Annotated in this window: 6 protein-coding genes; 2 read left to right on the forward strand and 4 right to left on the reverse strand. The window is 59.9% G+C overall.

What is annotated here, in order from left to right:
* Window positions 1-260: 260 nt before the first annotated feature.
* From gspG to BLS13_RS18465, 3 genes are read right to left on the reverse strand one after another with little or no spacing between them, the layout of a single operon-like run.
* Entirely contained in the window at window positions 261-701 is a 441-nt protein-coding gene (gspG, locus tag BLS13_RS18455; protein ID WP_256325966.1) for a type II secretion system major pseudopilin GspG, read from the reverse strand.
* Window positions 698-1,909 carry a type II secretion system F family protein gene (locus BLS13_RS18460; RefSeq protein WP_093454336.1) on the reverse strand — a complete coding sequence of 404 codons (1,212 nt, stop codon included), beginning with the start codon at window positions 1,907-1,909 and terminating at the stop codon, window positions 698-700. The genes gspG and BLS13_RS18460 overlap by 4 nt, the downstream gene beginning before the upstream one ends.
* Window positions 1,906-3,558: a GspE/PulE family protein gene (locus BLS13_RS18465; protein WP_176943675.1), complete on the reverse strand. Its 1,653-nt coding sequence runs from the start codon at window positions 3,556-3,558 to the stop codon at window positions 1,906-1,908. The genes BLS13_RS18460 and BLS13_RS18465 overlap by 4 nt, the downstream gene beginning before the upstream one ends.
* A 655-nt stretch (window positions 3,559-4,213) precedes the next feature.
* Between BLS13_RS18465 and BLS13_RS18470 the strand changes: the two genes are divergently transcribed.
* Window positions 4,214-4,555, forward strand: coding sequence for a hypothetical protein (locus BLS13_RS18470; RefSeq protein WP_093454339.1), 342 nt, complete (start codon window positions 4,214-4,216; stop codon window positions 4,553-4,555).
* Window positions 4,556-5,496: 941 nt separating this feature from the next.
* The gene (locus BLS13_RS18475; protein WP_143012011.1) at window positions 5,497-6,336 is read left to right on the forward strand and encodes a hypothetical protein; all 840 of its coding nucleotides are present in this window, start codon (window positions 5,497-5,499) and stop codon (window positions 6,334-6,336) included.
* A 195-nt stretch (window positions 6,337-6,531) separates the two neighbouring features.
* Here BLS13_RS18475 and BLS13_RS20485 read toward each other — a convergent pair.
* A partial coding sequence (locus BLS13_RS20485; RefSeq protein WP_218123317.1) for a hypothetical protein occupies window positions 6,532-7,063 on the reverse strand: 532 nt, incomplete at its 5' end.

A 7,063-nucleotide genomic window follows, 5' to 3' on the forward strand; every position in this document is an offset into this window, starting at 1 on the left:
GGCGATTGCCGGAACAGCCGTTGACCGTTAGCATATGTGATCTGCATATAGGCTCCCGTCCATCCGCCGTCGACTTCGGTTATTCGAGTCCAGCTCAAATCGGTAGGCGCGCCAATCGCAGGCTGCGATGCCGGTGCTAATAGTATTAATACAGACACATCCCGAGAGAAATTTTTTAACCTCATAAAATCCCTCTACCCTCGGCAACAATTGTTCGATGGTGCTAACGATGATTTGATGCGAAGTTTTGGATTATTAAATCACTCCGCCGCGGACAAATCGGCATCGTCGCCACGCCCGCCCTCCTTGCCGTCCGCACCCAGGCTGATCAGGTCATAGGGGTGGCCCGTCCCCGGCGACCGATAGATGAACGGCCGGTTCCATGGATCGATGATCTGATGCTCGCGCCGTACATAAGGTCCATTCCAGTCGGGCAGGTCGCCCGCCGGTTTCCACAACACAATGAGCCCCTGCGCCGTCGTCGGGTAACCACCCATATCAAGCTGATAGGCGTTGAGGCTGTTGCCCAGCGTTTCGAGCTGAATCCGCGCCGCTTTATGCTTGGCGCTCTCAAGCAGCTTCATCACCTGCGGCACCGCGACGGCGGCGATCAGGCCGATCACCACCAGCACGACCAGCATCTCCATCAAGGTGAAGCCGGCCTCCCGCTCCCTGGCCATGCCATTGGTTCGGCGGTTCATTCGGCGAAATCTCCCATCGCAAAGATACCCAACATGACCCCGGCGACCAGCATGCCCACTAGCCCGCCGAGCAGGATGATCGTCACCGGATTGGCGAGCGCCACCATCCGGTCGATCCGCGCACGCACCGCTTCGGCCATGATATTGCCGGCCTGGGTGGCCGTCTCACCGACCTTGCCGCCCTGTTCGCCGACTTCGATCAGCCGCACCACCGTCGAGGGCAACAGGCCGCCACGGGCCAGGGCTGCGGACAGCCGATGCCCGGCTCTGATCTCGCGCTCTGCGGCCAGCAGGAAATTCTGCCAGCGCCCGCTGGCGAGCGTGCCCCGCACCAGCGGCAAGGCATCGACCACCGTCAGTCCATTGAGGATCAAAGTGCCGAGCACACCGGCGAATTGCGCTGACAGATATTGATCGCGCAACGACAGCAAAGGAATGAAACGCCGCACCGGCGCGATCCAGTGCCCGGCCATACCGCTGCGGCGGATCAGGACGACCGCGCCGATCAGCGCGCTCATCGCCAGCAATGCCGCCCACGCATGGTCCTGCACGATATGCGACATGATCAGCACCATCTGCGTCAGGAAGGGCAGCCGCGCCTCCTGCCCTTCGAACAAAGGCTCGAACTGCGGCACCACCATCGTCAGCACCAATGTCAGCGCCGCGATCGTCGCGACCAGCACAGCGGCTGGGTAGCTGAGCGCGGTCACCAGTTGGCGCCGCGTCGTTGCCGCCAGCTCCAGCCGTTCAGCGAGCGAAGTCAGCGCATCGCCGAGCCGACCGCTGCGCTCGGCCGCGCGCAGCACCCCCGACACATAAGTCGGGAAAGCGCGCGTCTCCTCGAACGCCACCGCGAGACTCCCGCCGCCCCGCACCCGGACGAGCGCCGCCGCAAGCATCCGGCGCGAGACCGCCCGGGGATTCTGTTCGCGCAGCAGATCGAGCGACCGATCGATCGGAACCCCCGATCGCACCAAAGTCGCCAGTTGCCGCAGGATCAACGCCTGCTCGGTCACCGGCAATCCGCGCGACACGGTCACCGGCTGCTGGAGGATTTCCGAAAGACTCCGGCTACCGCTGTGCAGATCGAGCGGTGTGAAACCATCGGCCATCAGCCTTGTAACCGCCGCCTCCCGGCTCGGCGCCTCCAGCGTGCGCCATTCCGACGCTCCGGCCGCCGACAGGACAAGGCAACGCCATGCCGTCATCCGGCTTGCACCGCCCGTTCGACTTCCGCGATCGTCGTCACGCCGCGCGCGACAAGGCTCAGCCCATGGCCATGGAGCGTCTCGCGCGGATCGCGGGCCGACGCTAGCGTCTCGGCATTGCCGGCGCGGATCAGCCTACGCAACGCCTCGTCCACCTCGACAACCTCGATCAACGGAATCCGGCCCGCATAGCCGCTTTGGTGGCATGCGCTACAACCCACTGGATCGAACAGCTCGTCCACCACCGCCATGCTCGCTGCAGCAAACACCAGCCGCTCGGCCTCAACCGGGGATCGCGGCGCGCGGCATTCGGTGCACAACGCACGGATCAGCCGCTGGGCGATCGTCGCGATCACCGTCGAGGCGGTCAGATAGGGCTCGATGCCGATATCGGACAATCGGGTGAAGGCGCCCAGCGCGCTATTGGTGTGGAGCGTCGACAGCACCAGATGACCGGTCAGCGCGGCGCGCATCGCGATGTCGGCGGTCTCGCGGTCACGGATTTCGCCGATCATCAGGATATCCGGATCCTGGCGCAGGAAGGCGCGCAATGTCTCGGGATAGCCAAGCCCGATATCGGGCCGCACCTGCACCTGGTTGATCCCGTCGAGCAACACCTCGACCGGATCCTCCACCGTCAATATCTTGACCTCCGGCCGCCGCAGCCTGCTGATCGCGGCATAGAGCGTGGTCGTCTTGCCGCTGCCGGTTGGCCCCGTCAGCAGGATGATGCCATGCGGCTGGCGCAGCGCCCGGCCGAGCGCCGCCAGCGCACCATCGGGCAGCCCCAGCCGATCGAGATCGAGCGGCACAGTCGTCCGCCCGAGCAGCCGCAGCACGATGCTTTCGCCCCATGCCGTCGGCGATGTCGACACGCGCACATCGACTTCGCGGCCGCGCACCGTCAACCGCAGCCGCCCATCCTGCGGCAGGCGCGATTCGGCGATATCGAGCGACGCCATGATCTTGATCCGCGATGCCACCGGGCCCGCGAAGGCATCGGGATAGCGTTCGGCTTCGATCAACTGGCCGTCGATCCGGTACCGGATCATCAGGTGCCGCGCCATCGGCTCGATATGCACGTCCGATGCGCCTCGGCTGACCGCGCCAGCCAGCAGCGACTGCACCAGCCGGATCACAGGCGCATCGGACGAATCCTCGAGCAGCCGGTCGATATCATCCTCGGCCCCGCTACCATAATCGGCGGCGATCCCGCCCAGATCGCCATGATCGATCGCTGCGCTGCCGAGCACGTCCTGAACGTCGGAAAAGGTCGCGATCCGCGGCAGGACAGTGCGGCCGCTCGCGAAGCGCAGCGCCTCGATCGCTGGCGCATCTTCGGGATCGGCCATCGCGACCGCCAGCCCGTCCTCGCCAGCGCCTAACGGCACCACGGCATGGCGACTGAGGAAGCGCGGATTGAACGTTGCGAGTAATTCGCCATCGGCCTGCAGATCACCCCGGCCAATCCGATCGAGCCCGGTCGTATCGCGAAAAGCACGGGCGATATCGTCCTCGGCCACCAGCCCGAGCCGCACCAGCGTCTCGGCCAGCCGCCCGCCGGTCCGCGCACGCACCTGCTCGGCGCGCGCCAGATCGCTGCCGTTCAGTAACTCCTGTTCGTGAAGCGTGCGTAACAGACTGTCCACGCCGCATAATCCCCCTGATTCAAGGGCATGATAGCGGCCCCGAAGTGCGCCTGTCACGCGGCGATTATCGAATTTCCTGGCCTGCACGGGGATGACGAGGAACATTTTTCGCGATTGTAACAAGCCTCACTGGCACTTGTTCGCGTAGACGACTGGAATCCGGGTAATCAGGCACGCGATCAAACGAAAATACGCGGCGAAAATAGATCCATATCGGATCAAATAGTCTGGCTGATCGGGGGCACGTGCTTGCGGATGGTCGCGTCGATGCTGGCGGCTTTCGCAGTTCACGCAGCCTGGATCCTATTCCTGCTCTATCGCTTATCCGATGCCGCACCCCGAACCCGCCAAGGCCGATGGTGATCGGATCACGCGGATCGATATCGGGGACCGCGCAGCTCAGGATGGAATCACGCCGCGAATTGGACGGCCGGCCGCCGGTAACCCGACCTTGGCAACTGGACTGCCAAAGCCGGGCTCGCTTGAGCTGGATGCCTGTAATCTGGCAGGTACACTTCCTTACAAGCTTCGTCCCGACAAAGAATACTCGGATTTAGATTGTAACTCCGCAAAATATGGTTTTGAAGCATTATATTACTCGCTATAGCTAGTGTGCGTCTGATTATACGTGTTGGGGATGACGGGGGACTTAAGAATGTTGTCGAAATTGTGGGATATGTTCCAAGTGATCGCACCGCTCTGTATCGCCGCGCCCGCAGCCGCCAGCGACCAAGCCGGGAAGATCACCACGATCGGCGGCGATAGCTTCGGCGGACCATTTGTGTTCTACATGGCAGGGTCGCGGACGGCCAAGCCGGCCTGTGCGACTGACGATGCCTGGGCCATCCCCTCACCGACAACGGACAATGCGAAGGGGTTGTTGTCGATCGCGATAACCGCTTATGCGGCGGGCAAAACATTGTCTGTACACGGCCAGGGCAGCTGCGGCGCGGACGCGCCAACCCGCGAGACGGTTGCTTACTTTTTCACTCAATAAGCCTCGCGAGAATATCGCGGAGAAGATTCACTGTTCCTGCTGAAGCAGGCGAAAGGCGGTGAGGGCGCAACCGGGTTTCTTCGATGTGGATGAACAACTTGCAAAGCTGGAGGAAAACGCGGGGCTCAGACCAGAGCCAAATGACTATTACATGCGAATTTCACCCATTTTGTGGGTATAATCCGGATATCATCAACCTACGACCGTAGAATAGAAGGGTTATTCAGGGGAAATGAACATATAGCACGGACTCTGTATCGCTCCATACTCCGCACTCTCCCGTACCAACGATATTAATCAGCTTATGCGTGACATTGGCGGACAATAAGGAGCTGAGCATCGCCTGCCCTGCTGGGGTGGCGGCATTTACTGCCCATCTATTTGCGATCGTAGCGCATGCAGGCTTACCACTTTGAGCTGCTGTCAAATTAAAGAGAACGACCCCATTGTTAAATGTAAGAACATCCACAACATAACCCGGCCCCGCGGAACCAGCATAAGCCGATGTTGAACACATAATGGAAATTATGATGACAATGTTCTTAACAAAATTGATGAACATACCCCACCCAACCTATCAATTGATGAATTAAGACAATAGCATTTTCGATATCACCGCGAATTGACCGAAAAGACTTAAACTGTGTTCGACCATCATGACCGTTCGCGCTACTACCCCGCGATATCCGACCGACCTTCCCGGCGTTGCCCCGCGTTACAATAGCTTGGCAGTTAATGGCATCCGGATAGAGAGATCGATCGAATTTTCACCGGTTTGGTAATCCTGTTTCTGCAGCATTGGCAATAGGCTATTCATGCAGAAGCTCCCCGTTCTTGGACATGGTAGCGGCCCCGAAGCGCGCCTGTCACGCGGTGATTCTCGATCTTCGCGTCCGTCAGGGGATGACGGCGACCTTTTTTGGGAATAGCAACGGGAGGCTATGGCATTTGTTCGCGTAGATGGCTGGAATCCGGGCGATCACGGGCGTGGTCGGGGCAATCTACGCACAGAAAATAGATCCATTTTGGATCAAATAGTCTGGCTGATCGGTGGCACACGCCTGCGGATGGTCCTGTCTACGCTGGCGACGCTGGCGGTCCATGTAGCGCTAATCCTGTTCCTACTCTATCGCCTGTCGGATGTGGGGCCGGGACTGGCGAGGGCCGAGGGCGAGCGAATGACGCTAATCGATATCGGCGACGGCGACGCGCAGCCGCAGGTTGAACAGCCTGCGGCCGATACCCCCACGTCAGATGATGAACAACAGCCTGCCAACGAGGTCACCGCGCCGGCCGCGCCAGAATGGACCGTTGCCAAAATGCGGGTCGTGCACCGGGACGAGGCGAAGAGTGCGCCTGCAACAGCCGCCGCCGCAACGCCGGCCGCGCCGAAGGTGGCGCGCGGCGGGGGCAGCGGCTATGACCCTTATGCTGGTGCCGCGCCGCAATGGCGCGATCCGCCGCCGGTGTGGACCGCTCGCCCCTCGACCGCAGTCAGCACTGCGTCAACGGAGGTCCGACTGGCGCCCTCGGTCATCGCGACCATCCGCCGTATGTTCAATGTGGCCGGTATCGGAATAAACGCTCCATTGCGGCTGCGGCTCACCGTTGACGCCGAAGGGCGGGTGGCCTCGGTTGCCTTTGCTCCAGATATTACGGACAAAACGATCCCGCCCTCGGTCGCCCTCATGCTGCGCGGCAAGAGGCTGGCCTGCTTCATCGGCGCTCAGGATTGCTCGGCTAGAAGCACCCCCGCGTCCAGCCTTGATGTTGCGGTCTGATACTCAACTCATTGGAGAACCTTACGTCAGCGGACCTGCAGTGTCTACGGAATGGGCAGCGGCGTGCTTAGCCGTAAATGGGATGCAGCCGCCGAGAAACCCGAGCACGACCTCAATGCACGCAGTACAGAAATCAAGAAATAGGAATATGGAGCAGGAGGATTAAAACTACAGTTCTGAAAGTCGGCTTGATGGTTATTGTCCCAAGCCAATTCTATCAATCACGCATTTGGTCGTGCCAAAGCCCCAAAAATCAGAAGTGCTCGCAGCAATCCAATATTCCACGCTCACAGGAATTTTGGCGACCTGCGCCGTCGTAGCCAAAGACATTGCTTTATTTTTATCAATAGTGCCGTTATTATTAACGTAAAAATAGGCTAATCCGGCATAGTAACATTCAGGAGCGATTCCGGTCGCGGTGATATCTGCCCGGATCCACACTTGATCGTTACCGATGCTTGAATTCCCAGTCATAACCGTCCGAACGGTAAATACTGCGCCCGCATCCGCGTTGGATGCGCTCATAAAAAGTAAGAAAAAAATAGATATTGAGACTATAATTTTTTTCATTTCTTTCAATCCCTCCAAATGGCAGAATTTATTGAGACAGGAGACACACTTTTGCCTTATCTTGTTGATTGCCGCTGAGAAGTGACCCGGGAAGGCCAGTAATTTCCACCGAGAATTGACCCATGTTTGAACACGTCCCTGGCTTTGAGCGGGGGGA

The sequence above is a fragment of the Sphingomonas sp. YR710 genome (assembly GCF_900101455.1).
Classification (GTDB): Bacteria; Pseudomonadota; Alphaproteobacteria; order Sphingomonadales; family Sphingomonadaceae; genus Rhizorhabdus.

Coding starts and splice junctions, on each gene's coding strand:
- gspG (WP_256325966.1), bottom strand. CDS start 701: ATGAACCGCCGAACCAATGGCATGGCCAGGGAGCGGGAGGCCGGCTTC.
- BLS13_RS18460 (WP_093454336.1), bottom strand. CDS start 1,909: ATGACGGCATGGCGTTGCCTTGTCCTGTCGGCGGCCGGAGCGTCGGAA.
- BLS13_RS18470 (WP_093454339.1), top strand. CDS start 4,214: ATGTTGTCGAAATTGTGGGATATGTTCCAAGTGATCGCACCGCTCTGT.
- BLS13_RS18475 (WP_143012011.1), top strand. CDS start 5,497: ATGGCATTTGTTCGCGTAGATGGCTGGAATCCGGGCGATCACGGGCGT.